Origin of the sequence: Mesorhizobium sp. 113-3-3, from assembly GCF_016756495.1 — a bacterium.
In the GTDB taxonomy this organism is placed as follows: Bacteria; Pseudomonadota; Alphaproteobacteria; order Rhizobiales; family Rhizobiaceae; genus Mesorhizobium.
On sequence record NZ_AP023243.1, the window covers coordinates 289,591 to 315,279 of the forward strand.

At 64.3% G+C, this 25,689-nt stretch carries 22 protein-coding genes; 9 read left to right on the forward strand and 13 right to left on the reverse strand.

What is annotated here, in order from left to right:
• Positions 1–81 precede the first annotated feature (81 nt).
• Complete coding sequence (locus tag JG746_RS01310; protein ID WP_202356544.1) at positions 82–1,305, forward strand: glycosyltransferase family 4 protein; 1,224 nt, start codon at positions 82–84, stop codon at positions 1,303–1,305.
• Complete coding sequence (locus JG746_RS01315; RefSeq protein ID WP_202356545.1) at positions 1,302–2,876, forward strand: glycosyltransferase; 1,575 nt, start codon at positions 1,302–1,304, stop codon at positions 2,874–2,876. Before JG746_RS01310 ends, JG746_RS01315 begins: the two co-directional genes overlap by 4 nt.
• On the opposite strand, the gene JG746_RS01320 is transcribed toward JG746_RS01315, so the two are convergent.
• The 3 genes from JG746_RS01320 to JG746_RS01330 all read right to left on the reverse strand — a co-directional run bounded on the left by JG746_RS01320 (position 2,859) and on the right by JG746_RS01330 (position 6,005).
• The gene (locus tag JG746_RS01320) at positions 2,859–3,857 is read right to left on the reverse strand and encodes a hypothetical protein (RefSeq protein ID WP_202356546.1); all 999 of its coding nucleotides are present in this window, start codon (positions 3,855–3,857) and stop codon (positions 2,859–2,861) included. The genes JG746_RS01315 and JG746_RS01320 overlap by 18 nt on opposite strands.
• An 84-nt stretch (positions 3,858–3,941) precedes the next feature.
• Positions 3,942–4,517 (reverse strand): DUF1349 domain-containing protein, encoded by a 576-nt coding sequence (locus tag JG746_RS01325; RefSeq protein ID WP_202356547.1) that lies wholly within the window; start codon positions 4,515–4,517, stop codon positions 3,942–3,944.
• Between the two features lie 48 nt (positions 4,518–4,565).
• The gene (locus JG746_RS01330) at positions 4,566–6,005 is read right to left on the reverse strand and encodes an aldehyde dehydrogenase family protein (protein WP_202356548.1); all 1,440 of its coding nucleotides are present in this window, start codon (positions 6,003–6,005) and stop codon (positions 4,566–4,568) included.
• A gap of 240 nt (positions 6,006–6,245) precedes the next feature.
• Here JG746_RS01330 and JG746_RS01335 point away from each other — a divergent pair, with 240 nt between their 5' ends.
• From JG746_RS01335 to JG746_RS01365, 7 genes are all read left to right on the forward strand, one after another.
• Positions 6,246–6,905: a TetR/AcrR family transcriptional regulator gene (locus JG746_RS01335; RefSeq protein ID WP_202356549.1), complete on the forward strand. Its 660-nt coding sequence runs from the start codon at positions 6,246–6,248 to the stop codon at positions 6,903–6,905.
• A gap of 165 nt (positions 6,906–7,070) precedes the next feature.
• A complete protein-coding gene (locus JG746_RS01340; protein ID WP_202356550.1) occupies positions 7,071–9,482 on the forward strand; it encodes a GcvT family protein in 2,412 nt (803 codons plus the stop codon).
• Positions 9,483–9,563: 81 nt separating this feature from the next.
• Entirely contained in the window at positions 9,564–10,817 is a 1,254-nt protein-coding gene (locus JG746_RS01345) for a sarcosine oxidase subunit beta (protein WP_202356551.1), read from the forward strand.
• A 10-nt stretch (positions 10,818–10,827) separates the two neighbouring features.
• The gene (locus tag JG746_RS01350; protein ID WP_202356552.1) at positions 10,828–11,094 is read left to right on the forward strand and encodes a sarcosine oxidase subunit delta; all 267 of its coding nucleotides are present in this window, start codon (positions 10,828–10,830) and stop codon (positions 11,092–11,094) included.
• Positions 11,091–13,976 (forward strand): sarcosine oxidase subunit alpha family protein, encoded by a 2,886-nt coding sequence (locus JG746_RS01355; RefSeq protein ID WP_202356553.1) that lies wholly within the window; start codon positions 11,091–11,093, stop codon positions 13,974–13,976. Before JG746_RS01350 ends, JG746_RS01355 begins: the two co-directional genes overlap by 4 nt.
• Positions 13,969–14,508 carry a hypothetical protein gene (locus JG746_RS01360; protein ID WP_202356554.1) on the forward strand — a complete coding sequence of 180 codons (540 nt, stop codon included), beginning with the start codon at positions 13,969–13,971 and terminating at the stop codon, positions 14,506–14,508. Before JG746_RS01355 ends, JG746_RS01360 begins: the two co-directional genes overlap by 8 nt.
• A gap of 166 nt (positions 14,509–14,674) precedes the next feature.
• Entirely contained in the window at positions 14,675–15,349 is a 675-nt protein-coding gene (locus JG746_RS01365) for a helix-turn-helix domain-containing protein (protein ID WP_244730633.1), read from the forward strand.
• A gap of 40 nt (positions 15,350–15,389) precedes the next feature.
• On the opposite strand, the gene JG746_RS01370 is transcribed toward JG746_RS01365, so the two are convergent.
• The 10 genes from JG746_RS01370 to sfnG all read right to left on the reverse strand — a co-directional run bounded on the left by JG746_RS01370 (position 15,390) and on the right by sfnG (position 25,656).
• Positions 15,390–16,601, reverse strand: a complete 1,212-nt coding sequence (locus tag JG746_RS01370) for an epoxide hydrolase family protein (RefSeq protein WP_202356555.1) — start codon at positions 16,599–16,601, stop codon at positions 15,390–15,392.
• Between the two features lie 211 nt (positions 16,602–16,812).
• Positions 16,813–17,298 (reverse strand): hypothetical protein, encoded by a 486-nt coding sequence (locus JG746_RS01375; RefSeq protein ID WP_202356556.1) that lies wholly within the window; start codon positions 17,296–17,298, stop codon positions 16,813–16,815.
• Between the two features lie 99 nt (positions 17,299–17,397).
• Positions 17,398–17,958, reverse strand: a complete 561-nt coding sequence (msuE, locus tag JG746_RS01380; protein WP_202356557.1) for an FMN reductase — start codon at positions 17,956–17,958, stop codon at positions 17,398–17,400.
• A gap of 63 nt (positions 17,959–18,021) precedes the next feature.
• Complete coding sequence (locus JG746_RS01385) at positions 18,022–19,269, reverse strand: SfnB family sulfur acquisition oxidoreductase (RefSeq protein ID WP_202356558.1); 1,248 nt, start codon at positions 19,267–19,269, stop codon at positions 18,022–18,024.
• Positions 19,270–19,292: 23 nt separating this feature from the next.
• Positions 19,293–20,084: an ABC transporter ATP-binding protein gene (locus JG746_RS01390; protein ID WP_202356559.1), complete on the reverse strand. Its 792-nt coding sequence runs from the start codon at positions 20,082–20,084 to the stop codon at positions 19,293–19,295.
• 76 nt (positions 20,085–20,160) lie between these two features.
• Positions 20,161–21,498 carry an ABC transporter substrate-binding protein gene (locus tag JG746_RS01395; RefSeq protein WP_202356560.1) on the reverse strand — a complete coding sequence of 446 codons (1,338 nt, stop codon included), beginning with the start codon at positions 21,496–21,498 and terminating at the stop codon, positions 20,161–20,163.
• Positions 21,499–21,568: 70 nt separating this feature from the next.
• Entirely contained in the window at positions 21,569–22,609 is a 1,041-nt protein-coding gene (locus JG746_RS01400) for a branched-chain amino acid ABC transporter permease (protein WP_202356561.1), read from the reverse strand.
• Between the two features lie 3 nt (positions 22,610–22,612).
• Positions 22,613–23,512 carry a branched-chain amino acid ABC transporter permease gene (locus JG746_RS01405; RefSeq protein WP_064984417.1) on the reverse strand — a complete coding sequence of 300 codons (900 nt, stop codon included), beginning with the start codon at positions 23,510–23,512 and terminating at the stop codon, positions 22,613–22,615.
• Complete coding sequence (locus JG746_RS01410) at positions 23,509–24,435, reverse strand: ABC transporter ATP-binding protein (RefSeq protein ID WP_202356562.1); 927 nt, start codon at positions 24,433–24,435, stop codon at positions 23,509–23,511. The genes JG746_RS01405 and JG746_RS01410 overlap by 4 nt, the downstream gene beginning before the upstream one ends.
• A 120-nt stretch (positions 24,436–24,555) precedes the next feature.
• The gene (gene sfnG / locus JG746_RS01415) at positions 24,556–25,656 is read right to left on the reverse strand and encodes a dimethylsulfone monooxygenase SfnG (RefSeq protein WP_202356563.1); all 1,101 of its coding nucleotides are present in this window, start codon (positions 25,654–25,656) and stop codon (positions 24,556–24,558) included.
• Between the last annotated feature and the right edge of the window lie 33 nt (positions 25,657–25,689).

Genomic DNA, 25,689 nt, shown 5'->3' on the forward strand with positions numbered 1-25,689 from the left:
CTGATGCTTGTGATCACGGAATCGTATTGAATGCCATCTGAATTGGGCCCCCTGCCTGGCGCAAAGCATCAGGCATCCGCATTGAACAGCGCAGGCGCGCAACCGGCTGCCGGCGAGCCTGAGCGGGCGGCCCAGAGGCGTACGCTGGTCGTGTCGCACGACCCGGGCTTTCCGCCGGCTTCAGGTTCGGACCTGAGAAACTACCGCAACGCCGAAGCGGCCGCCAGATTCGGACCGGTCTGCCTGGTTTCGGTCAAGCCGAACAAAGTAAGGAATGTGCCCGATCCATTGATCCGGGTCGAAGCCCTGTCGATCGAAGGGGAGCCGCGCACGGCCTCCATCGGCTGGTGGCGCTCAAGGGCGGAGAGTCGCATACCGCGTTCCGCCCTGACACGGCTTGAGATGCTCGCCCGTGAGTTCCGCCCGGACACCATCATTGTCGAGGGCGTCGGCCTGTTCAAGCTGCTGCGGCCCCTGCGGCCGCTGGCGCAGCAGCTCATTCTCGACATGCACAATGTCGAGTCCGACCTGGCCGGACAGATCAGACGCCTCAGCGCCAGGCGAAGCGCGGCGGCATTCGCCGTCCGGTTCCTCGAGAGAAAGGCACTGTCCCTCGTCGACAGGGTATGGGTCTGTTCGAAGCTGGATCGCCAGAAGCTGATGACGCTTTTCCGGCCCGAGATCCCGATCGACATTGTTCCCAACGGAATCCCGCAAACCGGGGATGGTCTGGGACGCCTGCCGGCCGAGCCGTCGACGGACAACGGCTTTCCGGTGATCGTGTTCATCGGCCATCTCGCCTATCCGCCAAACGTCGATGCCGCCCAGCGGCTGGCCAGTTTCATACTGCCCCGTATCCGAAACGCCCTGCCGGGTGCCAGACTCGTCCTGGCTGGACGCACGCCGACTCCGGAGGTGCAGGCATTGGCCGGATTGCCAGGTGTGGAGCTCATCGAAGATCCCGCGGACGTCGCGCCGCTCTTGTCCAGCGCGCATCTCACCATTGTCCCGCTGACGGCGGGCGGCGGCACACGAATCAAGATCCTTGAAGCCATGGCCGCGGGCGTGCCGGTGGTGGCCACGCCGATCGCGGCCGAAGGTCTGGACCTGGTCGAAAACGACGAGGTGCTGCTGTCTCAATCCGACGAAACGCTTGCCGAGATGGCCATCGGACTTTGTCTCGATCCCGAACGCAGGGCGCGGCAACGCCTTCGCGCGCATCAGGCGGTATGGGCAAGGTTCAGCCCGCAAGCGATCCGCGATGCCGTGCGTGACGGGCTTGGACCAAACGGCGCTGCCGGATGATTCCGGCGATCCTGCACCAGACCTGGAAGGGCGACACCATTCCCGCGCGCTTCCAGGCATATGCCGACAGCTGGAAGCGGCACAATCCGCACTGGACGGTGATGTTCTGGAGCGACCGGATGCTGCTCGAATTCGTGGCCGAGCACTACCCTGATTTCCTGCCGATGTTCTGCGGCTACACCAAGGGCGTGCAGCGCTCGGATGCGGCCCGTTACATGCTGCTGCATCATTTTGGCGGCGTCTACGCCGACATCGATTGCGAATGCGTCGCCGCCTTCGATCCGATCATGGACGAAAACCGGATCGTGCTGTGCAAGGAGCCGGCGTCGCATGCGGCCGTCCAGGCGGATTTCCGGGGCCTGCCCTATCTTCTGTTCAACGGAACAATCGCCAGCCCGCCCGGGCATCCCTTCTGGATGCATCTGTTGTCGATGATGCCCGGGCTCGCCGGCGCCAAGGACGTGCTCGACGCGACCGGTCCCTGCCTTTTGACCTCCGCCCATCGGAGCTACGGCGATCAGGAAGCCTTTGCCATTCATCCTTCCGGCCTGTTTACGCCGGTGACCGCGGCCGGGAGCACGGAGCATGAGGGCGGCGACGAGGCGGCAGCACTTTCGATCCATCACTGGGCCGGTACATGGTGGATCCCGGAGCCGCCACCGAAATGGACGACCAGGCTGCGCAACCGGGCCTATCGGCTTCGCTATCACCTGACGCGCGGGGCGCATATGGATGAGGCCGCGGCGAAAGCCGGCGTCGACAGGGCGGTTCTGGCGGCGGCGCCGCCTTCGGGCCAGAACATCGCCGTCCTGGTGCCGCTTCGCGACGCCGCCGACCTCATCCAACCCTTTCTCGATGCGCTGGACGGGCTCGACTACCCCAAGGACAGGATCAAGCTGGTCTTCTGCGAAGGCGACAGCCTGGATGGCAGCTGGGAACGGCTGAAGGCCGCGACCGCGGGACTAGCCGGCAAATATCGCGACATTGTGCTTCTGCAAAGACAGGTCGGCACCAGGCTCGACAGGGCAAAACGGGCCAAGCCGAAGACGCAACGCGTGAGGCGCGGCGCGATTGCCAAGGTGCGAAATCACCTGATCGATCATGGGCTGAAGGAAGACGACGACTGGGCGCTGTGGATCGATATCGACGTCTGGCGCTTTCCCGGCGATGTGCTGACCCGGCTGATCGCCACGCGGCATCGCATCGCGGTGCCCAACTGCGTCAAGACCGCCGGCGGCGACAGCTTCGACCTCAACAGCTTCGTCATCCGGCGGCAGACCAGGGATTATCGCTATTACCGCGAGATACGCGGCGGCCTGCACCAGCCTCCCAGGCAGACACCTTACCGATATCACTTGAGCGATGTCAGGCATCTCGACATCATCGGCCTCGATGCGGTCGGCGGAACCATGCTTCTGGTCGATGCCGCTCTGCATCGCGGCGGCCTTCGCTTCCCCGAACTTCCCTACCGCGACCTGATCGAGACCGAAGCCTTCGGGGTGCTCGCCAACGATCTCGGCATCCGGCCGGTCGGCCTGCCGAAGCTGGAGATCCTACACGTCCCCTGGTGAAGCGGCAGCTTGCCGAAGTTCCAGCCTGAGGGGCTCCAGATAGGCCTGTGGCCGCAGACGCCGCCACAGATAGTCCCGCTCCGTCAGATACGCGACCTTGGCGATCCAGCGCCGCGGCGCTTCCGGATCCCTGACCTCGCGCCAATCCTCGACAATGATGACCGGCAGGCCTTCGTAGAGAGGGTCGAGCGGCGAGGTCTTGGTCACCACGATGCAGCCGAGATAGAGCAGCTCCCATGTGCGGTGGCAGTCGAGGCCGTTTCCGGTGGTCGAAAGCACGAGCGGATATTGCGCATACAGCCGCCAGATGCCGCGCTGCGACACACGCCTTTTCAGGAAGTCCACATGCGGGCATCCGTCCAGCGCATCAAGCAGCTCCCGACGCTGGCTGGAGCCACTGCTGACGCTGAAATCACAGAATATCCTGGGCGGACGGCGATCCGCACTGCCTTGCCGGTCGCGCAGGGTCTGCAACTGCCGCACCAGGCCGGCGGGTGTCGCGAAGGAGCGTGGAGTATGGAGGTCCAGCCCGATCGGAAACGGCTTGATCCTGGGATGACCGCCATCGCAGTTCTGGCTGTACCAGGACACCAGATAGGGGTTGGCGAGCAGCCGCTCAACGGTGTCCTTCGCCAGCTCCGACGGAACCGAGGCATCGCCATCGGTCGTCAGCAGGATGAATGGGGCGTTGATGGTCGGCAAGGCGACCCTGGCGAACGTGTCGAGGTCGCAGTTTCGCCCCTCCCTGGCCAATGTGCTCAGCCGCACCCAGACGATGCCGTGCGCGCCACTATAGTGGTCACGGAAAAAGGCCTCGCTCTGCGTCGATTCGGTCGGCGCGTTGCGATACCAATCGGGTCCGGCGACGTCGCAGAAGTGGGCGATGCCTTGCGACCATAGCACCGAAGGGACGCCGAGAAATCTCAGCGCCGTGGAACGGACCGCCTTTTTGAGTTTTGCCCGCCAACGCGACATGCCCATCGGCAACACCTAGCCCAGACGCCGTCGCGGCCGCAATGTCCTGCGGGTCGCGCAGGCCACGCAAGCCCGGCCCCGGCCGGAGCGTCAGTCGTGGAGTTCCCGTGAAATCGGCGGGCCGACCGAAAATCCGGTGAATGTGACCTCGAAACCTTCGCGCTGCGGCGAACAGCACATCATGCCGACATCGACCGTCTTCGAGATCGGGAAATAGGCGAGCCGCACCGGCTTCCAGTGACCGTCCGAAGCGTCGAGATACTGGACGCGGATCGCCTCGCCATGGCGGGTCAGGCGGATGGTGACGCCGTTCGGACCGGCGGGAATGGCCACCAGCGACCAGTCCGATGTGTCGTTGGTGACGACAACGGAGAAATAGGCAAGGCCGTCGGTGTATTCGATGCCGGCCTTGATCCAGTGCGTTTCGCTGAGCCGGACCATCAGCCCGGCCTGGTCATAGAGCACCTTGTAGTCGCCTCTGACGGTGACTTCGGCGGTGAAATCGCCCTCGACCGGCCGATGCAGGAAGTGGCCGTTGTCACGCCAGAAGCCGTAGAAGGTCTCGCGCCAGAAATCGGTCTCCTTGCCGGTGCGCACGCGCACCGACTCGCCTGATATGGCGTGATGCGGCGGCGGGTTCAGCCAGGTCAGGTCCTGCGATGTCATTGCCTCAGCTCCGTGGTGAAAGTTCGCCGGCCCGGGGGCCGGCGCCGATCAGCCTGCGAATGTATAGGCGGTCTTCACCGTGGTGTAGAACTCCATGGCATAGCGGCCCTGTTCGCGCGGGCCGTAGCTCGAGCCCTTTCGGCCGCCGAAGGGGACATGGAAATCGACGCCCGCCGTCGGCAGGTTAACCATCACCATGCCGGCCTCCGAATTGCGCTTGAAGTGGGTGGCGTGCTTGAGGCTCGAGGTGCAGATGCCCGAGGTCAGCCCAAAGGGCGTGTCGTTGGCGACGGCAAGCGCCTCATCGTAATCCTTGACGCGGATGACGCTGGCGACAGGTCCGAAAATCTCCTCGCGCGAGCTGCGCATGGCGTTGGTGGCTTCGGTCAGCAGGGCCGGGCTGAGATAGAAGCCCGGCGTCTTGCGGTCGAGTCGTTCGCCGCCGAAGGCGAGCGTGGCGCCTTCCCTGACGCCGATGGCGATGTAATCCTCGTCCTGCTTCAGCTGGGTCGCGTCGACGACCGGGCCGATCTGGGTCTGCGCGTCGAGCGCGTCGCCGATTACCAGCTTGCCCATCCGCTCCTTGAGCGTATCGACGAAACGGTCGTGGATTCCTTCGGTCACGATCAGCCTGGACGAGGCCGTGCAGCGCTGGCCGGTCGAAAAGAAGGCGCCGTTGAGCGCGCAGTCGACGGCGACCGCGAGATCGGCGTCGTCAAGCACGACCAGCGGGTTTTTGCCGCCCATTTCGAGCTGGAACTTGCGCATGTGCTCGACGCTTGCGGCGGCGACGCGTTTTCCCGTGCCGACCGAACCGGTGAAGGTGATGGCGTTGACATCGGGGCTGTCGAGCATCGCCTGGCCGACCACCGAGCCCTTGCCCATGACGAGGTTGAGCACGCCCTTGGGCAGGCCGGCGCGGTGAAGGATGTCGACGATGGACCAGGCGCTTTCGGGAACAAGTTCGGCGGGCTTGAAGACGATGGTGTTGCCATGGGCGAGCGCCGGCGCGATCTTCCAGGCCGGGATGGCGATGGGGAAATTCCACGGCGTGATGATGCCGACCACGCCGACAGCCTCGCGGGTGATCTCGACGCCGACGCCCGGCCGCACGCTCGGCACCATTTCTCCGGTCAGGCGCAATGTTTCGCCGGCAAAGAAATCGAATATCTGGGCGGCGCGGATGGTCTCGCCAATGCCCTCGGCCAGCGTCTTGCCTTCCTCACGCGCCAGATTGCGGCCGATCTCATCCTTGCGCGCCATGATCTCGTCGGATGCCTTCTTCAGCACCGCATGGCGCGCCAGAGGACCGGAGCGGGACCATGAAGGAAACGCCGCCTTGGCCGCCGCGATTGCCTGCTTGGCCTGTTCGACGCCAGCCGAGGCATATTCGCCGACGACATCGCCGGTGTCCGAGGGGTTGATGTTGCGGGAGCCGGCATCGCCGACCCATTCGCCATCGATGAGGTTCTTTCGAAACTGTGCCATATCTGGTCTTTCCTGCTGGTTGGCCGCGCGGCGGCATCCGTGTGAACTGGTATTTGCCAGACAAATGCCTTGCGGGAAAGCACGCACTGGCCGAACAGCCGCGACAAAAATCCCCGGACCAACCGTTACAGCCAGCCCGACTGGTATCCGCGGAGCGTTCTTTACGCCCAGGTGAATTGCTCTGTACACCTATGTCCATAGCCTTGATTTGCCTGATGCGGCGTGTCATGCGTCGTACCGATGGCAGCTCTCGAAACGACGACCCAGCGCGCCGGCGTCACCGGCAACATCAAGGCCACGCGTGAAGACTGGCTGAAGCTGGCGCTTGAGACACTGATCTCGGATGGTGTCGAACGCGTCCGCGTGCTGACGCTGGGCCAGCAGCTCGACGTCTCGCGCTCCAGCTTCTACTGGTATTTCAAGAGCCGCCAGGATCTGCTCGACCAGTTGCTGGACTATTGGCGGCAGACCAATACGAGGTTCATCGTCGAGCGCGCCTTGCGACCTTCCGCGACCGTCATCCGCGGCGTGATGAGCATTTTCGAATGCTGGGTGGATGAAAGGCTGTTCGATCCCCGGCTGGATTTCGCGATCAGGGCCTGGGCCCGGCGCTCACCCGCCATCAGGCGCGCGCTCGACGAGGCCGACGAAGAGCGCGTCAACGCCATACGCGACATGTTCAAACGGCATGGCTATGAGGACGAGGACGCATTCGTGCGCGCCCGCGTCCTCTATTTCATGCAGATCGGCTATTACTCGCTCGAGCTCAACGAGCCGATGAGCACCCGTCTCACGCATGTCGCCTCCTATCTGCGCAGCTTCACCGGCCAGGAGCCTCCGGCAGAAGATGTCGAGGATTTTGCGCGCTACGTCGAGAAGACGCTTTCGGGCAAACGATAGACGCCAGGCCTTGGCCAGCCTGGCTTCACCGTTGTTCTGTCGACATCCGTAGAGCCAGCTCGCCGACCTGCGCCGAGCTAGACCCTGCAACTTACTAGACACATGTGTACAATGCCGGTAAAATGCCGGTAAAGTGCCAGTCATGACCGGATGGAGTGCGGCAAGATGAAATCCCAATACAGGGCGATCGTTATCGGCGGCGGCGTGGTCGGGGCCTCGGTGCTCTATCATCTGGCGAAGTTCGGCTGGAGCGATGTCGCGCTGATCGAACGCGAGGTGCTGACCGCCGGCTCCAGCTGGCACGCGGCCGGCGGCTTCCACGCGCTGAACGCCGACCCCAACATCGCCGCGCTGCAGGCCTATACGATCGACCTTTTGTCGGAGGTCGAGGCGGAATCGGGCCAGAACATCGGCATGCACATGACCGGCGGCATCTCGGTCGCGTCGGCGCCGGAACGCTGGGAATGGCTGAAGGCCTCCTACCGCATCTTCCAGACCATGGGCATCGACGATGTCCATCTGGTCGGCGTCGACGAGATCAAGCGGCGCTGCCCGATCCTCAACACCGACGGCATGCTGGGCGGCCTCTATGCGGCGCGCGAGGGCCATATCGACCCCTCTGGCGTAGTCCATGCCTATGCCAAGGCGGCCAGGAAGCGCGGTGCCGAGATCATCGAGCACAACCGCGTGCTGGAGCTCAACCGCCGCGCCGACGGCAGCTGGGACGTGGTCACCGAGAAAGGCACGGTCATTGCCGAGCACGTCGTCAATGCCGGCGGATTGTGGGCCAAGCAGGTCGGCCGGATGGCCGGCATCGACCTGCCGGTATCCCCGATGGAACATCATTACCTGGTCACCGAGGCGCTGCCCGAGATCCAGGCGCTGGACAAGGAATTGCCGCTGATCGTCGATCTCGAAGGCTTCACCTACATGCGCCAGGAGCAGAAGGGCCTGCTGCTTGGCATCTACGAGATCAACCACAAGCACTGGAACATGGACGGCGCGCCGTGGGACTACGGCATCGAGTTGATCCAGGAGGACACCGACCGCATCGCCAACGAGCTGGCGCTCGGCTTCAGCCGCTACCCCTGCCTGGAGAGGGCCGGCATCAAGCGCTGGGTGAACGGCGCCTTCACCTTCTCGCCGGACGGCAATCCGCTGGTCGGTCCGGTGCGCGGCGTCCCCAACTACTGGGTGGCCTGCGGCGTCATGGCCGGCTTCCTGCAAGGCGGCGGCGTTGGCAAATCGCTGGCCGAATGGATGATCCACGGCGAACCGGCAGCCGACGTCTACGGCATGGACATCGCCCGCTATGGCGATTTCGCCTCCAACCGCGAATACATCAAACAGACGACTGGGCAGTTTTATTCGCGCCGCTTCGTCATGAGCTATCCCAACGAGCAATTGCCGGCGGGGCGGCCCTTGATGACATCAGGCGCGCATGACGCCATGGACGCCGCCGGCGCCCGCTGGGGCAATTCCTGGGGCATGGAAGTGCCGCTCTATTTCGCACCGCAGGGCTTCGTCGAGACACCGACGCTGAAGCGCTCCAACGCCTTCGACATCGTCGGCCAGGAATGCCGCAAGGTGCGCGAAGGCGTCGGCCTGCTCGATATCACCGCCTTCTCGCGTTATGAGGTCTCTGGACCGCAGGCGGAAGCCTGGCTCGACCGGCTGCTCGCGTGCGCGCTGCCCAAGCCCGGCCGCGCGAAGCTTGCGCCGATGCTGGGCGAAAACGGCAAGCTCAAGGGCGACCTCACCGTCTTCAACTGGGGTGACGGCTGCTGGTGGATCATGGGGTCCTACTATCTGCGGCAATGGCACATGCGCTGGTTCGAACAGCATCTCGGCGACGGCGTCACCGTGCGCGACATTTCGGACGCGGTCGTCGGCTTTTCGCTGGCCGGCCCCAATGCGCGCCGGCTGCTCGAACGGCTGACGCACCAGGATGTTTCGCACGAAGCCTTCGGCTTCCTCACCTGCAAGACGCTCGATGTCGGCCTGGTGCGGGCCAAGGTCGGGAGGCTCTCGGTCATCGGCGAACTCGGCTACGAGATCCATTGCGGCGCCAATGAGCATGCCGGGCTGCGTCGCGCGCTGCTTTCGGCAGGCGGCGACCTCGGCGTCACCGAATACGGCTTTGGCGCGGTCAATTCGCTACGGCTCGAAAAGAGTTTCGGCATCTGGTCGCGCGAGTTCACGCAGGATTATACGCCTGATGAAACCGGCATGGACCGCTGGATCGCTTTCGACAAGGGCGACTTCATCGGACGGGAGGCCGCGCTGAAAGAGCGGAAGGCCGGCGCCAGGCGAACCCTGGTGACGCTCGAGATCGACGCCGGGGATGCCGACGCCAGCGGCTACGAGCCGGTCTGGAGCGGCGGAAAACTTGCCGGATTCGTCACCTCGGGCGGCTATGGCCATACAGTCGGCAAAAGCCTTGCCATGGCGCTTGTCGATCGCGATGCGGCCGGCATCGATACCGAGTTGACAACCCACATCGTCGGCGTCGAAAGAAGTGCGCGCGTCATCGCTTCGTCGCCCTACGATCCGCTGGGCAAGGCGATGCGGGCATGACCGAACGAACCGCTGCCATCCCGCGGAAGACCTTGCCATGATCCAAGCTCCCTGCCCGAAATCAGGCCAGTCCGGTACGCCATGACCAGACGCTATTCCGCCCTGTCGCTGTTCAAGGAGGGTCTGGCCGGCCAGACCGGCTGGAAGCAGGCCTGGCGCTCGCCGGAGCCTAAGCCGACCTATGACGCGATCGTCATCGGCGGCGGCGGTCATGGGTTGGCGACGGCCTATTACCTGGCCAACAACCACGGCATCACCCGCGTCGCGGTGCTGGAAAAGGGCTGGATCGGCGGCGGCAATACGGGCCGCAACACCACCGTGGTGCGCTCCAACTATTATTATCCGGAAAGCGTCGAGCTCTACGGGCTGGCGCACCGGCTCTATGAGGGCCTGTCGAAGGATCTGAACTACAACGTCATGCTATCGCAGCGCGGCATGGTCAATCTCTGCCATTCGACGGCCGAGATGGAGATCGGCGCGCGCACCGTCAACGCCATGCAGATCAACGGCATCGATGCAGAGCTGTTTTCTCCGGACGATGTGCGCCGCGTGGCGCCGATCTACAATTTCTCCCCGGATGCGCGTTTCCCCGTCTTCGGCGGCATCTGGCAAGGCCGGGCCGGCACGGCGCGCCATGACGCGGTCGCCTGGGGTTACGCGCGGGCGGCGAGCCGGCTCGGCGTCGACATCATCCAGAATTGCGAGATCACCGATTTCATTGTCGAAGGCGGCCGCTGCCGCGGCGTGCAGACGACGCGCGGCGCGATCCGCGCCGAGCGCATCGGCATGGCGGTGGCCGGGCATTCCTCGGTACTGGCCGCCAAGGCCGGCTTCCGGCTGCCGATCAATTCCTATGCGCTGCAGGCCTGCGTCTCCGAACCGGTCAAGCCGATCCTCGACACGGTGGTGCTGTCGCCCGGCTGCGGCGTCTATGTCAGCCAGTCGGACAAGGGCGAGATCGTCATCGGCGGCGGGCTCGACCGTATTCCTTCATACGCGCAGCGCGGCAATCTGCCGACGCTGGAAAGCGTGATCGCCGGCGTTCTGGAGATGTTTCCGATCTTTGGTCAGCTGAAGCTGATGCGGCAATGGGCCGGCATTGTCGATGTCGTGCCGGATTCTTCCCCGATCATCGGTCCCTCGCCGCTGCCCAATCTGTTCCTCAATTGCGGCTGGGGCACGGGCGGCTTCAAGGCCATTCCCGCCGGTGGCGCGCTGCTGGCGAACCTGCTGGCGACCGGCAAGCACAACGACATCAGCCGCCCCTTCGATCTCGACCGCTTCGCCGCCGGGCGGCTGATCGACGAAGCGGCCGGCTCCGGCATCGCGCATTAGAGGTTTCTTGATGCAGCTCTTCCCTTGCCCGTTCTGTGGTCCGCGCGACGAGACCGAATTCCACTATGGCGGCGATGCCGGCAATGCCAGGCCGGATGGCGCCGAGGTGCCGACCGATCGCTGGGCCGGATATCTCTATCTGCGTGGCAACCCGAAGGGCACGGCGCGCGAGATCTGGGTGCATATGAACTGCGGCGAGTTCTTCGTCATGGAACGCGACACGGTCACGCACAAGGTGCTGTCCTCGACCGCGCTCGGCGGGGAGCACACGGCGTGACCGCCTCGCGCCTCGCCACCGGCGGCAGCGCCATCGACCGCTCGCGGCCGCTCCGCTTCAGCTTCGATGGCACAGCCGTGGACAGCTTTGCCGGCGACACCATTGCCTCGGCACTGCTGGCCAATGATGTCGCGGTCGTCGGCCGCAGCTTCAAATACCACCGGCCGCGCGGTATCTGGGGCGCCGGCGTCGAGGAGCCGAACGCGCTGGTCGATCTCGGCGGCCCACAGGCAACGCCGAACACGCGGGCCACGACCGAGCCGGCACGCGACGGGCTGGTGGCGAAAAGCGTCAATGCGACGCCCAATGCGCAAGCCGACCGCAACGCCTTCCTCGACCGCTTCTCGCGCTTCATTCCGGCGGCGTTCTACTACAAGACCTTCATGTGGCCGGACTGGCACATGTTCGAGCCGCGCATCCGCGCCATGGCCGGGCTGGGCAAGGTCGATACGGACTGGATCTCGCCGGGTACGGCGGACCAGATCAACCATCATTGCGATGTGCTTGTGGTCGGCGCTGGGCCGGCCGGACTGGCGGCGGCCAGGCTGGCGGCCGGTGCCGGCCTCTCCGTCACGCTGGTCGATGACCAGCGCAAACCGGGCGGATCGCTCGGCCATCGCGCCGGCGAGATCGACGGCAGGCCGGCGGCGATCTGGATCGACGAGACGATTGCGGAACTTTCCGCCGGCGGCCACCTGATCCTGCCTGCGACCACCGCCTTCGGCATTTACGACCACAATCTGGTCGGGCTGAACCAGCGTCATTTCGATGGCCGGCGCGACACGCTGTGGCGGGTCAGGCCACGCCAAATCGTGCTGGCGACCGGCGCCATCGAGCGGCCCCTGCCGTTCGCCAACAACGACCTGCCGGGCATCCTGTCGGCCGATGCGGCGCTCGCCTATCTCAGACGCCATGCGGTGCTGGTCGGCCGGCATGTCGTCGTCGCCACAAACAATGACAGCGCCTACGAGGTCGCGGGAGCACTAGCCGAAGCCGGAGCCGACGTTACGCTGGTCGACATCAGGCGAGACGGCATGCCCGGCGCGCCGACCAAGGTGCGGCTGGTCAAAGGGCGGGCGCTTGCCGCCGCCAAGGGCAGGCTGCGAGTGGAGGGCGTGACGCTGGATGACGGCACGACGCTCGACGCCGATTGCGTGCTGGTCTCGGGCGGCTGGACGCCGACCATTCATCTGTTCGGCCAGGCCAAGGGCAAGCTCGCCTGGAGCGAGGCACGCGCCGCCTTCCTGCCGGGCGATCCGGTCGACGGCATTTCCGTCGCCGGTGCGGCAGCCGGTTCGGTCTCCTTGTCGGAGGTGTTCGCCAGTTCGGAGAAGGCTGTTGCCTCGCTCGGCGAAACGAAAGCCGCAGTGCCGCGCAGCACGGGACCGGAGGTGACTGGCGGCATAACGGCCGCATGGCCGGTACCCGGCTCGAAGGGACGCATCTGGATCGACTATCAGAACGACGTGACGGTGAAGGATGTCGAGCTGGCGGCACGCGAAAACTTCGTCTCGGTCGAGCATCTCAAGCGCTACACCACGCTCGGCATGGCGACCGACCAGGGCAAGACCTCCAACCTGCCCGGCCTGGCGCTGATGGCCGGGATTACCGGCCGCACGGTGCCGGAGGTCGGAACCACCACCTATCGTCCGCCGTTCACGCCGGTGCCGCTGGCAAGCTTTGCCGGCGCACGCGTTGGCGAGTTGATGGCGCCGGTGCGCCGGCTGCCGCTGGAGAGCGTGCATCGCGACAGCGGTGCGGTCTTCCAGGAATATGGCGGCTGGCTGCGCCCGGCCCACTATGGCGGCCGCGGCGCCGACGCGGATCGCGCCATCCAGGACGAGGCGTTGCGCGCGCGCCGGTCTGTGGCGCTGTTCGACGGTTCCACACTCGGCAAGATCGAGGTGATCGGCCCGCAGGCGGCCTCGTTCGTCGATTTCCTCTACTACAACACCATGTCGACGCTGAAGCCGGGCCGCTGCCGCTATGGCTTCATGCTGTCGGAGAACGGCGTGGTCTTCGATGACGGCGTGCTGGTGCGGCTGGACGAGCATCGCTTCGTCGTGTCGTGCTCGTCCTCGCATGTCGCCGCCGTGCACGCCCGGCTGGAGGAATGGCGCCAGGATCGTTTCGGCCGTGACGCCGTCTATATCCACAACGCCACATCGGACATGGCGACGCTGACCGTTTCGGGGCCAAATGCCCGCAAACTGCTCGAAACGGTCGGTCTCGGCCTCTCGCTCGACGATGGCGCTCTTCCGCATATGGCGATCGGTCACGGCAGCTATGGCGGCGACGCGGTCCGTATCGCGCGCGTCAGCTTCACCGGGGACAGGAGCTATGAGGTCTCCATCCGCGCCGATCGCGCCGAGCCTTTGTGGGCGCATCTGCGCCAGGCCGGGCAGGCATTCGATGCCGTCACCATCGGTCTCGAGGCGCTGATGATCCTGCGCGCCGAGAAAGGCTTCATCGTCATCGGCAAGGACACGGACGGCACCACGCTGCCGCACGACCTCGGCTCCGAAGGGCCCCGTGCAAAACGCCAGAGCGAATATGTCGGCCGCCGCTCGCTGTTCACCGAGGAGGCCTCGCGAAACAACCGCCTGCAGCTTGTCGGGCTGACGGTGCCATCCGGCCAAGCGCCGCTGCCAACCGGCGCGCATGGCATCAAGCGCCAGGGCGGGGGGCTGCACAGCCAGGGTTTTGTCACCTCGAGCTACCACAGCCCGACGCTTGGCCGGCCCATTGCGCTCGGGCTGATCGAGCGCGGCGCGGCACGCCATGGCGAGACGATCGAAATCCAGCATCTCGGCAAGGTCCGTACGGCGACGATCGCCGCCCCTTGCGCCTTCGACCCGGCAGGAGACCGGCTCCATGCGTGACCTCGCGGAAAAATGGTCCGTCGCGCCGGATTGGCGGAACGCCACGATCGCAGTGCCGGGGCTCAAGATCGGCGCCGTTACCGGGCTGCACCAACGCCTGGTCAGTGGCGATCTGGCCGCGTGGGCCGAGGCTTCCGGCTTCGACGGACCGGCCGTCGGGGCATTCGGCCTGGCGGAAGGCAACCGCTATTCGGTGCGCCTGGCGCGCGACCGCCTGCTTGCCGTGTCCACCACGCCCATCGGCATGGCCACCGGGTGGTTCCCCGAAGGGTTCGCCGTGACGGAGATCAGCGCCGGATTGCAGGTGTTCGAGGTCGAAGGTCCGGCGCTTGACGCCTTCATCGCACGCGGGACGACGCTCGATCCCAGACAGCCGAGCGCCAGCGCGGCATTGTCCTTCGCCGGTATCAGCGCCATCGTTTATCGCCATCAGGATGGCCTGCGCGTCCACGTCGATCGCGGCCTCGCCGCCTATCTCTGGACATGGATGGAAACGGCCGCCGCCAACGTCGCAGCCGGATCTGAAAACTAGCCGGCCACGACAACACTGGACATCCCCTGGCTGATCCCCGCCCCAGTTCGGAGTGGGCGCTTTTTCCTCAAATCCAGTTGCAAGGGCTGGACGCAGTCGCGCAAGGATTCGACTGTGTAATCTCCACTCATGAATCGACGTCGCAGTTTTGCCGGAGCATTGCCGCATGGTCCAAAAGCACACGAGCCGGTCATCGGCCCATGCCTGGATCGACACGGTCTGGCAAACTGTGTGTCTGAGCGACGGGATCTATAAAGCCACACCGGACGGCTCGTGGGATCTGATCCGCAGCGTCACGCCGGGCAAAGGATCCGTGGTGTTTTTGAGCGGCCAGGCGACCGAGCCCGTCGATGTGCCCTATGTCGAGGGTGAGCACTCGGTGGTCATCTCATTTGCCGCCCATGTCTATCTTGCGCGTGACAAGGAGGTGCGAACCGGTGCGGCGGTGCGTTTCCTGGATGTGGAGGAAGACGAATTTTCATTGGATGGCGTGAAGCTGCCGTTGCCGACATTTCTGCACGCCGAATCTCTTGTCGACGAAATGATCGCGGCAGGGCTGCTTGCGTCTGACGACGTCGTGGCCAGGGCCTTTACCGAGAAGCCCAAGGCCGCCTCCAAACGCTCGGTGCAACAGCATTTCAAGAACACGACCGGTATTACGCAGAAGGATTTCCAGTTGATCCGCCGCGCGCAGGAAGCGGTCCGGCGGCTGAAAGCAGGTGACAGCGCCGCGGCCGTGGCGTTCGATCTTGGCTATACGGATCAACCGCACATGATCAAATCCATCAAGAAGATCATGGGTTCCCTGCCCTCAAACCTCGATGCGGTTCACAAGATCTGATGCCGGGCGAGGGTTTTCGGCCGGCATCAGAGATTCACGGCTATTTCGTAACAAGCGCCGCAAATTGCTTGATGTCCTCGACATAGAATGCGGGATCTTCCCACGCGGCGAAATGGCCCGCCTTTTCCATATCGTGAAACTGCACGACATTTCCCGAGGTCTGGCGGTCCGCCCATTCACGCGGCAAGCGAACGCCGCCTGGAATGGGCACTTCAGTCGCCACTGCCACCGGCACGCCCGTATTCTTTCCCTTGATGGTCGGCGCCTGCATCGCGTTCTGATTGTAGATGCGGAAGGACGAGGCCGCCGTCTCCGTCAGCCAGTAGATCATGATGTTGGTCAAAAGCGCGTCGCGGCCAAATCTGGCGTCGGCCTCGTCGCCGACCCCCATCCCGGCCATGAAGCTCATGATCCATGCGCCTAGGCCGACCGGCGAGTCGTTCATGGCGAAGGCGAGGCTTTGCGGCTTTGTCGCCTGGACCAGATTGAAGGCGCCGTGCATGAAGAACCATTGCTGGATCGCCCCGGCGTAACCTTGTTCCGGCGCGCTCAGAGCGGCAAAATCCGTGGTCTGGTCGGGGTAGCCCACATCGGTCAGGTGGGAGCCGATCAGCTTGTCCGGATGGCGCTGCGCCAGCGACATGGCGATCACCGACCCCAGATCGCCGCCAGCCACGATGAAGCTGGAGTAGCCCAGAACGTCATCCATGAGGTGAGCAAAAATGTCAGCCACCTTGTCGGCGGGGAGCGCCGTTCTGCCGGAGAAGCCGGTCCCCGGAATGGACGGCACGACGACGTGAAATTCCTCCGCCAGCGCATCCACGATTTTGTGATAGCGGTAAAAACTGTCCGGCCAGCCATGCAGCAGAAGGATCGCCGTGGCGTCCTTCTTTTTCGACGGCTGATGGACGAAATGCAGGTCGATCCCTTCGATATCGACCTTGTAGTTCGGCAATGCGTTCAGGCCTGCTTCGGCCTTTCGCCAATCATAGTCATGGAGCCAATAGTCGGTCAGCTTCTTCATGTAGTCCAGATTTGTACCGGTCATCCATCCGGTTCCGGCGGGTTCATCCGGCCAGCGTGTGTGGCGCAGGCGCGCCTTGAGATCGGCGAGCTGGTCATCGGAAATGGCAATCTTGAACGGCGTCGGCTTGGCCATGGTCGTATTCTCCTGTGAGACGGCGCTGCGATCGGTGAGACCGCCGAGAAGAGCTGCCGCGATGAGGCTTTTGGCAAATTCGCGGCGGTGCATTCTCGCAGCTCCTTGTTCTTTTTCGATGGAGCCAGACTATGGGAACGGCGGCAGTGCGGATTGTAAATTTGCGCAAATCATCCGGCCGAACGAGCACGCGACAGATCTCACTCTCGCGCCCCGTTTGAGGCACGATGGATGCACGACGACAAGCAGTGCACCGCCGCTACCCCAGCCACAGAAGGTGCAGGCGGACGGATATTCCGCTGTCTTAGAGGGTGAACGACCAGAACAGGCAGGCCAGCGTCGCGGCGGCGAAGATCACGAAGAACAGGCTGCGCAACAGCACGTTGCGGCGCAGTTCGTTCATGACGAAGTGGCAGCCGACGACTGCCACGGCAAACAGGAACCGCCAGTTCAGCAAGGCGAGCATCGCGCTGCCCTGGCCGAAGGCCCATCGGGCGAGGAGGCCGCCGACGATGGTGGCAAGCAGCACGATCACCGTCCAGAAGATCGCGTCGGCGCAATGGGTCAGCACGATGCTGGCCGCACGGATCGGCAGGATCATCATCAACAGCGCGCTGAAGAAAAAGACGGCCGCCAGCGGAATGAAGGTTCCGGCATCGGCGATGCCATCGAGGCGCCTGACGCCGATCGCGCCATAGGGATAGCCGTGGCGCGCCACTGCAAGGCTCAGCGCCATGAGCAAAGCGGTCAAGACGGCGACGAGTGCGAAGGTCGTGAGGGCTTTGCTCATGGTGTTCCTGTCCCGGGCGAATCAGACAGGAACTTTGTAGCGGGCGGTCGTAAATTGCACGTAAGCGAGGGTGCCGCCCGCGCCGATTCCGATCGGCTGCTATTCGGCCGCGACCCGGCCTGCCGAACGGTTGGCCAGCACGAAACCGACCTCGTCCACCGCCTGTGCCGCACGCTTGAGGATCGCCTCGGAGCGCAGCACACCATCAGTAAAATCCTTGTCGGTGGCGTAGACGGCGGTGGGCAAGGCAAAGGCCTCGAAGAAGCCGAACAGCGGCCGCAGCTGATGCTCGACGATCAAGGCATGGCGCTCGCCGCCGCCGGTCGCGGTCAACAGGACGGGCTTGCCCCGCAACGCCGAGGGATCGATCAGGTCGAAGAAATGCTTGAACAGGCCGGTATAGCTGCCCTTGTAGGTCGGCGAACCGACCACCAGCACATCAGCGGCGAGGATCTGCGCCAGGATCGGCTGGGCCTGGCTGTCGAGGTCGCGCGCCCACCGTGCTGTACCCAGAGATGCGCCGACATCCTCGATGTCGTAGGTGACAGCCGACAGGCCATGGCGCGCGGCGATGTCCCTGGTGACGAGTTCGACGAAGGCGCGTGTCTTTGACGGCCGGGTGATGTTGCCGGAAAAGCCGACGACTGTGGGGTTTGACATGGCAGTGGGCCTCTTGGATGTCGAAGTTTGAAGTGGCGGGCCACCCGGCCCGCCGATGGGAAATCAGCTCCAGGCGTGCAGCGGCGGGTTCTCGCCATTGAGGAAATATTTGCCGAGGATCGAGTACTTCCACCGTACCGGATCGTGCAGCGTATGGGTGCGGGCATTGCGCCAATGCCTGTCGAGATTGTGCTCGGCCAGCGTCGAGCGCGTGCCGGCCAGTTCGAACAGTTTGTTCGTCGCGGCAATGGCGATCTCGGTCGACAGGATTTTCGCTTCCGCCGTGACGATCTGCGCATACGCCACCGTCTCGGCGGTCGGCTGGGCCACCGCCTTGTCGATCGCCAGGCCGGCCTTTTCCAGCAGCGCCTGCGCGGCGTGCAGGCGCAGCGTCAGGTCGCCAATGGCCTGGATGGTGTAGGGATCGTCCCAGGCATTGTCGACGCCGCTGTCGATCCAGGCGCGGCTCCTGGTCCGGACGAAGTGAACCGTCTCGTCGATCGCCGCCTGGGCGATGCCGGTGTCGACCGCCACCTGGATGATCTGGAAGATGGCGCCGTCGGCGGTCGGCCTGTCATAGCCCTTGTAGCCGGGCACCAGATGCGTCTTCGGCACCTTGACGTTGTCGATGATGACGGTGCCGGACAGTGTCGTGCGCTGGCCGAAGCTCGACCAGTCGTCGATGACGGTCAGGCCCGGCGCGCCACGGTCGGCGATCGCATACCAGGCGCGGCCCTCGTCATCGAGCGCCACGATCGGCACCAGATGGGCAAGCAGCGCGCCGGAGGAATAGAATTTGCGGCCGTTGACGACAACATGGTCGCCGGCATTGGTGAAGCGGGTCTCGAAATCGGCGGCGCGCTTGGAGCCGAACTCGGAAAAGGCGTTGCCGAACCGCGTGCCTTTCAGCGCTTCGGCAAACAGCAGCTTCTGCTGTTCAGCATCGGACACGGTGCGGATCGCGGCGATGACGCCGAGATGGTTCTGGGCGATCTGGCCGATCGAGGAATCCGCCGCCGAGATGATCTCGATCACCTTGGCCAGCGTCACATAGGACACTTCCGGGCCGCCGAATGCCTTGGGCACGTTGATCGACCACAAGCCGCTCTGCGAAAAGGCGTCGAGTTCGGCGACCGGCCAGATCCGCTCACGATCGCGCTTCGAGGACTCTTTGACGAATTCGGCGGCGAGCGCATGGGCGACGGCAATCGCCTCGGCGCCGTCCTTGATGATGTGGGCCGGCGCCGATGGCCTTGCGACGGGCGGCACGGCGGCGGAGGCATGGTCTGTCTTGACGGTCGAGACGGTCATTTCACTGCTCCTTCGAATTCGTTTCAGGCGACTGCATGGAGATGGGTTGGCTTCGCAGCCGGCGATGGTTGTTGACCGAGATAGAAGGCGCGCACATCCTCGCGCTGGCGAAGATCAGCAGCGGCGCCGGAGAGAACGGAGACGCCGTTTTCGAGCACCGTGGCGTGGTCGGCATAGCGCAGCGCGACAGCGGAATTCTGCTCGGCGACCAGGATCGACAGGCCGGTCTCGCGGTTCAGCTTTCTCAGCGTCTGAAAAATGTCCTGGACGATGAGCGGGGCCAGGCCCATCGACGGTTCGTCGAGGACCAGCAGGCGCGGCCGCGACATCAGCGCCCGGCCGATGGCGGTCATCTGCTGTTCTCCGCCGGATGTCAGGCCGGACAATGTCCGGCGCTTTTCCCTGAGCCGGGGGAAATAGGCATAGATCCGCTCGAGATCCCCGCTGATCTCGGCGCGGCGGCCGCTGCGGCCGATGCCGCCGGCGATCAGGTTCTCCTCGACGGTGAGGCTCTTGAAGCAGTGGCGGCCTTCCAGCACCGGCACCAGGCCGGCGCGCACGAGGTCGCCGGGCTTGCGGCGCGAGACATCGGCGCCGTCATAGCGGATGGCGCCGGCGTTGACCTGGCCGCGCTCTGCCGGCAGCAGGTTGGAGACGGCCTTCAGCGTCGTGGTCTTGCCGGCGCCGTTGGCGCCGAGCAGCGCCAGGATCTCGCCGCGCCGGATCTCGAAGCTGACGCCATGCAGCGCCGTGATGGCGTGGTTGTAGGTGGCATGGACCGTGTCCACCGCGAGGACGACGTGATTGTCCGGCATGGGCTCTTCTTCCGCGATTCGAGATCCGTAAGGGCCGGGTGCCATGAAAGCTCTCCGTGGCGCCCGGCACCAGTGATCAGTTGGTGGTCACGGCGTTGGCATCATCGGCGGTGCGCAGCTTGATGCCCTTCTCCTTGGCATAGGCTTCTGCCGACTTCTCGATGATCGGACGCAGCAGCGCCCAGTCCGGCGCGATCCAGTCGGAGACGACATTCCATTTCTTGCCGTCCCATTGCTGGAAGGTCACGTAGCCCTCGCCTTCGTGGTTGTCCCAGCTGACATTGATCGAGTGGAACAGGTCCTTGGCGCCGAGCGCCTCGACCTTGGCCGGATCGAGCTTGAGGTGTTCGAAGCCCCAGCGGACCTCATCGCCGGTCAGCGTGCGATGGCCGAACTTCTCCTGCGCTACACGGATCGCCTCGACATTGAGGATGCCGTTGACGATGCCGAGATTGTGGTAGACCGAGCCGATGCGCGACTTGTCTTCCAGATTGCCCTTGCCGGCGTCGTAGACGGTCTTCACGATTTCCTGCAGCACCGGGTAGGTGTTGCCGGAAGCCTGGGTGGTGATGGCGGTGTAACCCTTGGCGGCGTCGCCGGCGGGGATGACGTCCTCTTCCGAATTCGACCAGACATTGCCGACGATGTGGTCGACCGGGTAGCCGACCTTGACCGCCGTCTTCAGCGCCACCGGGTTCATCACACCCCAGCCGCGCAGGACGACAAAGTCCGGCTTGGCGCGGCGGATGGTCAGCCACTGCGACTGCTGCTCGTTGCCGGGATGCGGCACTTCGATCTGCTGCACGGTGAAGCCGTATTTCTGCGCCAGCAGTTCATAGATCGGGATGGTCTCCTTGCCGTAGGGCGAGCCGTGATAGAGCACGACGATCTTCTTGCCCTTGAGCTTGTCGATGCCGCCTTCCTTGGAGGCGATGTAGTTCACGATGCCTGAGGTCTCGCTGTAGGGGTTGAGCAGCAGCGGGAAGACGTAGGGGAAAACGCGGCCGTCGGTGGAATCGGTGCGGCCGTGGTTGACCGTGATCAGCGGCACCTTGTCGGCGGTGATGCGGTCGATCATGGCATAGGCGATGCCGACCGAGAGCGGGTTCCAGGCGGCGGCACCGGCATGGCTCTTCTGCCGCTCATAGCATTCAACGCCGCGCTCGACCTCATACTGGGTCTCGCATTCGTCCCAGGTCAGCTTGACGCCATTGACGCCGCCGTCGCGGATGTTGATGAGGTTGAGATAGTCGATGAAACCGCCGAAGAAGCCGGTGCCGCCGGCCGCATAGGGTCCGACGCGATAGCTCTGCAGCGGGAAATACTGTTCGTCGGCTTGGGCTGATGGCAAGGCCACCGACACGATCATCGCCGCGGACAGCGCCGCCGCCTTGATTGTGCTGAGGAAGGTCATTGTCAGGGTACTCCCGGTATGGGCCGTCTTGGTTCGGCCTCTGGTTCATTTTCAAATGCGAGTGCGGGGCTCAGGTCGACTGCCAGGCGAACAGGAGCCGTCTTCGGATCCTGTCCCACAGGGCCACCAGCCCGTCGGGTTCCAGGATCAGAAACAGGATGATGAGGGCGCCGAGCACGATGCGCTGGCTCATGTCGAGCACGCCCGAGTCGAAGACATCGCCGAGCAGGAAGCCGCCCAGGCGCGACAGGGCGAGCGGAAAGACCACGATCAGAGCGGCGCCGAAGAAGGCGCCACGGATCGAGGCAAGGCCGCCAATGATGATGATGAACAGGATCTGGAACGAACGGTCGAGATCGAAGCCATCCGGCTCGACGGTTCTGAGATAGGCGAAGGCCCAGATGACGCCGGCGACGCCGATGATGAAAGAGGAGATGGCGAAGGCCAGAAGCTTGGTCTTCAGCACCGGAATGCCGATGATGCGGGCGGCGGTCTCATTGTCGCGGATGGCGATGAAGTTGCGCCCGGTCTGCGACGATACCAGCCGATAGGCGAGGAAGGTGAGGATGCTGACGATGGTCAGCGCGAAGAGATAACGGCCGACGGCGCCGTCGAAGGCGAAGCCTGAAATCGACAGCTTCGGCGCATCGATGACGCCGGATGCCGAATCGTTGGAGAACCAGCTGAATTTGGTCAGCGCCCATTGCACGAAGAACTGCGCGGCGAGCGTGGAAACGGCGAGATAGAAGCCTTTCAGCCGCAGGCTCGGCAGGCCGAAGACGATGCCGATCGCGGCGGCGACGATGCCGGCCAGAACAATGCTGCCGATCAGCGGCAGGCCTTCGACGCGCAAGTTGAAGTTATAGGCGGCGAAGGCGCCTGCCGCCATGAAGGCGGCGCTGCCCAGCGAGACCTGGCCGGCATAGCCGGTGAGGATGTTCAAGCCCACGCCGGCAAGGCCGAGTGCCAGGAACGGCAGCAGGATGGCCTCGAACAGATAGCTCGAGCCGATCAGCGGCACGACGCCATAGGCAAAGGCAAGCAGCAGCACGGGCGCGATCCATTTCGGCAGCACCGGCGCGGCGGAGAAATCGCTTGCGATCGAGGCCATGGCTCAGACCCTTTCCACGAGCTTCTGGCCGAACAGGCCGGAGGGACGGATCAAGAGGAAGACGAGGGCTACGACATAGGCGAACCAGCTCTCGATGCCGCCGCCGAAATAGTCGCCGATATAGACCTCGGCGAGTTTTTCGCTGGCGCCGATCAAGAGGCCGCCGACGATGGCGCCGAGGATGGAATCGAAGCCGCCAAGCACCAGCACCGGCAGCGCCTTGAGCACCACCAGCGACAGCGAGAACTGCACGCCGAGACGGGCGCCCCAGAGCAGTCCCGCCACCAAGGCGACGAGACCGGCGGCAGCCCAGACGGTGGCCCAGATCAGCGGCAGCCTGAGGCCAACCGCAAGGGCCGCGAACTGGTCGTCGGCGACGGCGCGGAAGGAGAGGCCGATGCGGGTGTAGCGGAAGAACAGCGACAGCAAGAGAACCATGCCGGCGGCGACCACCGCGGCGAAAATATCGAACTGACTGATCAACACGCCGCCGACTTCCAGCGGTACGTCCTCGATGCCGAGATCGAGGCCATGGACCTGCGTGCCCCAGATCAGCTGGGCGGCGCCCTCGATGATGTAGGACAGGCCGAGCGTTGCCATGAAGAGGGTGATCGGCGGCTTGTTGGTGAGCGGCCTGAGCACCGTGCGCTCGATGGCGATGCCGATCGCCACCATGATGGCGAAGGTGGCGACCAGCGCCAGCGCGAAGGGAACTCCGCGCTCGACCAGGCTGACGAAGGTGAGCGCCGCAAAGAGGAGCAGCGCGCCTTGCGCGAAATTGAGCACGCCCGAGGTTTTGTAGATCAGCACGAAGCCGATCGCGACCAGCGAATACATGACGCCGGAGAGCAGGCCGCCGACGAGCACTTCGATGAAGAACTGGTAGTCGAAATCGGCGATCATATGCCTGCCCCGTCCTCATTGTCCGAGGTGACGCCGAGATAGGCATCGATGACGCGCTGGTCGTTCCTGACTTCGTCGGGCGTGGCGTCGGCGATCTTGCGGCCATAGTCTAGAACGGCGATGCGATCGGACAGGCCCATGACGACGCCGACATCGTGCTCGATCAGCACGACCGTGGTGGCGAAACGGTCGCGGGCGGCGCGCACGAAACTTGCCATTTCGCTTTTCTCGCTTGCGGTCATGCCCGCCATCGGTTCGTCGAGCAGAAGCAGGCGCGGCTCGGCGACCAGTGCGCGGGCCAATTCGACCCGCTTCTGCAGCCCGTAGGGCAGCGTGCCGGCGAGGCGATCACGGACCGCGGTGAGGTCGAGGAATTCGAGGATCTGCTCGGCGCGGCTGCGTGAATCACGCTGCTCGCCACGCGAGCGGCCGATGCCGAGCACCTGGCCGGCGAAATTGGAGCGGACCTTGTAGGCGAGGCCGGAGGCGACATTGTCGAGAACGCTGAGGCCCTTGAACAGAGCAAGGTTCTGAAAGGTCCTGGCGACGCCGAGATGCGCCAGGCGCTGCGTCGGCACCTGGGAATAGCTGACGCCATCGAGCAGGACATGGCCACGGTCCGGACGGTAGACGCCGCTGATGACATTGATCAGCGAACTCTTGCCGGCGCCGTTCGGGCCAATGATGGCGCGGATCTCGCCTGGGTTAACCGACAGGTCGATATCGGCAAGCGCCACGACGCCACCGAACGACAGCCCGATGCCTTGTAGCGAGAGCAGCGGAGCGGCGGCATCCGCAATCGTCCCCGCCGGCACGACGCCAACGGCCGACGACCGGGGCGTCGACGTCAGGCCGCGCGCGAAGACTTCCGGTGCGTAGACCGAGGCCTCCATCATTCCAAGGGCATAGCTGGCCAACGGCATTCCAATCGTCCTCGATTGCTAGCAGGCGCACAAATCCCGTTGCCGCCCGAATGCTCGAGCGCGCCTGGGAACCTTCATTCGTTTGCTGGCCGGAAATGCCCGGCCAGCCTGGAGGGATGCCTATTCCGCTGCCAGCGACGCCGCCTGTTCGGCGTCCTCCAGCTCGCGAACGAGCGGGATGACATGCTTGCCGAAATACTCGACCTCTTCCTGGAAATGCAGGAAGCCGAGCAGGATGAGATCGGCGCCGGCGCGCTTCAGGTCGACGATGCGCTCGGCGACCTGCCTCGGCGTGCCGATCAGGTTCGAGCGGAAGCCGTCATTGTACTGGACCAGATCGTCGAAGGAGGATTTCGCCCAATTGCCCTCGCCTTCCGGCGAAGCCTTGCCGGCGTTCTTGACTTCGTGACCGAAGGCGTTGACCGCTTCGGGATTGGCCTTGGCGATGATTTCGGCGAGCACCGCCTTGGCCTCTTCCTCGGTCTCGCGGACGATGGCAAAGGCGTTGACGCCCACCTTGACCGAATGGTTGTTGGCCTTCGCCTTGGCCCTGATGTCGTCAACCTGCTTGGCGATTTCGGCCGGCGTGTTGCCGTTGGTGAAGTACCAGTCCGAGACACGCGAAGCCATGTCGCGGGCGGCGCGCGAAGACCCGCCCTGGAAGATTTCGGGAAGCTGTGGCGGTTTCGGCTTCAAAGAGTACTCGTTGAAGCGGTAGAAATCGCCGCGGAAGGTGAAGCTGTCCTCAGTCCAGATTCCACGCAGCGCGCGGATGAATTCCTCGGAGCGACGGTAGCGCTCGTCATGGTCGAGCCAATGCTCGCCGATGGCGTGGAACTCGCCGCGGAACCAGCCTGAGACGAGATTGATGGCGACGCGGCCGTTGGTCAGATAGCTGATGGTGGCGAGCTGCTTGGCGGCCAGCGCCGGGTTCCACGGGCCGGGCAGGATCGCGGCGATGACCTTGAGCGTCGTGGTGGCGGCCAGGAGGTCATGGCTGAAGGCCACCGATTCATGCTGTTCGTCGGCGCCGTAGCCGGCGGTGAAACGGATCTGGCTCAGCGCATAGTCGAAGCCGGCCTTCTCGGCGATCTGCGCCAGCTTGCGGTTGTACTCGGCCGAATGGTTGGTGCGCTGCTCGATGTTGGAAATCACCAGGCCGCCCGAAACATTCGGCACCCAGTAGGCGAACTTGACCGCGTCGGTTCCTGCTTGTGCCATGACTGTCTCCCATTCACGCCGTATCGTTGATCG

Bases quoted from the DNA above. Each gene is read 5' to 3' on its own strand.
- JG746_RS01315 (WP_202356545.1), top strand. From the start codon at position 1,302: ATGATTCCGGCGATCCTGCACCAGACCTGGAAGGGCGACACCATTCCC.
- JG746_RS01320 (WP_202356546.1), bottom strand. From the start codon at position 3,857: ATGGGCATGTCGCGTTGGCGGGCAAAACTCAAAAAGGCGGTCCGTTCC.
- JG746_RS01325 (WP_202356547.1), bottom strand. From the start codon at position 4,517: ATGACATCGCAGGACCTGACCTGGCTGAACCCGCCGCCGCATCACGCC.
- JG746_RS01330 (WP_202356548.1), bottom strand. From the start codon at position 6,005: ATGGCACAGTTTCGAAAGAACCTCATCGATGGCGAATGGGTCGGCGAT.
- JG746_RS01335 (WP_202356549.1), top strand. From the start codon at position 6,246: ATGGCAGCTCTCGAAACGACGACCCAGCGCGCCGGCGTCACCGGCAAC.
- JG746_RS01340 (WP_202356550.1), top strand. From the start codon at position 7,071: ATGAAATCCCAATACAGGGCGATCGTTATCGGCGGCGGCGTGGTCGGG.
- JG746_RS01345 (WP_202356551.1), top strand. From the start codon at position 9,564: ATGACCAGACGCTATTCCGCCCTGTCGCTGTTCAAGGAGGGTCTGGCC.
- JG746_RS01350 (WP_202356552.1), top strand. From the start codon at position 10,828: ATGCAGCTCTTCCCTTGCCCGTTCTGTGGTCCGCGCGACGAGACCGAA.
- JG746_RS01360 (WP_202356554.1), top strand. From the start codon at position 13,969: ATGCGTGACCTCGCGGAAAAATGGTCCGTCGCGCCGGATTGGCGGAAC.
- JG746_RS01365 (WP_244730633.1), top strand. From the start codon at position 14,675: ATGGTCCAAAAGCACACGAGCCGGTCATCGGCCCATGCCTGGATCGAC.
- JG746_RS01370 (WP_202356555.1), bottom strand. From the start codon at position 16,601: ATGCACCGCCGCGAATTTGCCAAAAGCCTCATCGCGGCAGCTCTTCTC.
- JG746_RS01375 (WP_202356556.1), bottom strand. From the start codon at position 17,298: ATGAGCAAAGCCCTCACGACCTTCGCACTCGTCGCCGTCTTGACCGCT.
- msuE (WP_202356557.1), bottom strand. From the start codon at position 17,958: ATGTCAAACCCCACAGTCGTCGGCTTTTCCGGCAACATCACCCGGCCG.
- JG746_RS01385 (WP_202356558.1), bottom strand. From the start codon at position 19,269: ATGACCGTCTCGACCGTCAAGACAGACCATGCCTCCGCCGCCGTGCCG.
- JG746_RS01390 (WP_202356559.1), bottom strand. From the start codon at position 20,084: ATGCCGGACAATCACGTCGTCCTCGCGGTGGACACGGTCCATGCCACC.
- JG746_RS01395 (WP_202356560.1), bottom strand. From the start codon at position 21,498: ATGACCTTCCTCAGCACAATCAAGGCGGCGGCGCTGTCCGCGGCGATG.
- JG746_RS01400 (WP_202356561.1), bottom strand. From the start codon at position 22,609: ATGGCCTCGATCGCAAGCGATTTCTCCGCCGCGCCGGTGCTGCCGAAA.
- JG746_RS01405 (WP_064984417.1), bottom strand. From the start codon at position 23,512: ATGATCGCCGATTTCGACTACCAGTTCTTCATCGAAGTGCTCGTCGGC.
- JG746_RS01410 (WP_202356562.1), bottom strand. From the start codon at position 24,435: ATGCCGTTGGCCAGCTATGCCCTTGGAATGATGGAGGCCTCGGTCTAC.
- sfnG (WP_202356563.1), bottom strand. From the start codon at position 25,656: ATGGCACAAGCAGGAACCGACGCGGTCAAGTTCGCCTACTGGGTGCCG.